The 217-nt window shown below is 75.6% G+C and carries 1 protein-coding gene; it reads right to left on the bottom strand.

The features are described from left to right. Positions 1 to 217: lipid II flippase MurJ (locus AOK00_RS41100; RefSeq protein WP_437441472.1), on the bottom strand; the 217-nt coding region annotated here is incomplete at both ends.

Raw genomic sequence — 217 nt, 5'->3', positions numbered from 1 at the left:
GGGCGCGCACGGGGTCGCCGGACAGCCGGCCGGAACGGCGGGCCAGGGCGCGGGAGAAGGCGGGCACCAGGATCAGCGCCATCGCGTCCTCGATGAGCAGCGTCGAGGCGAACTCCGGCACCGTCCACGCCACCAGGAACGCGTCCGTCTCGGCGCCGGCCCCGAAGTACCCGGCCAGGATCTGGTCCCGTACGAGCCCGAGCAGCGCCCCGACCGC

Source organism: Streptomyces aureus, assembly GCF_001418135.1.
Lineage (GTDB): Bacteria > Actinomycetota > Actinomycetes > Streptomycetales > Streptomycetaceae > Streptomyces > Streptomyces aureus_A.
This window is presented reverse-complemented; position numbering and strand designations above follow the sequence as displayed.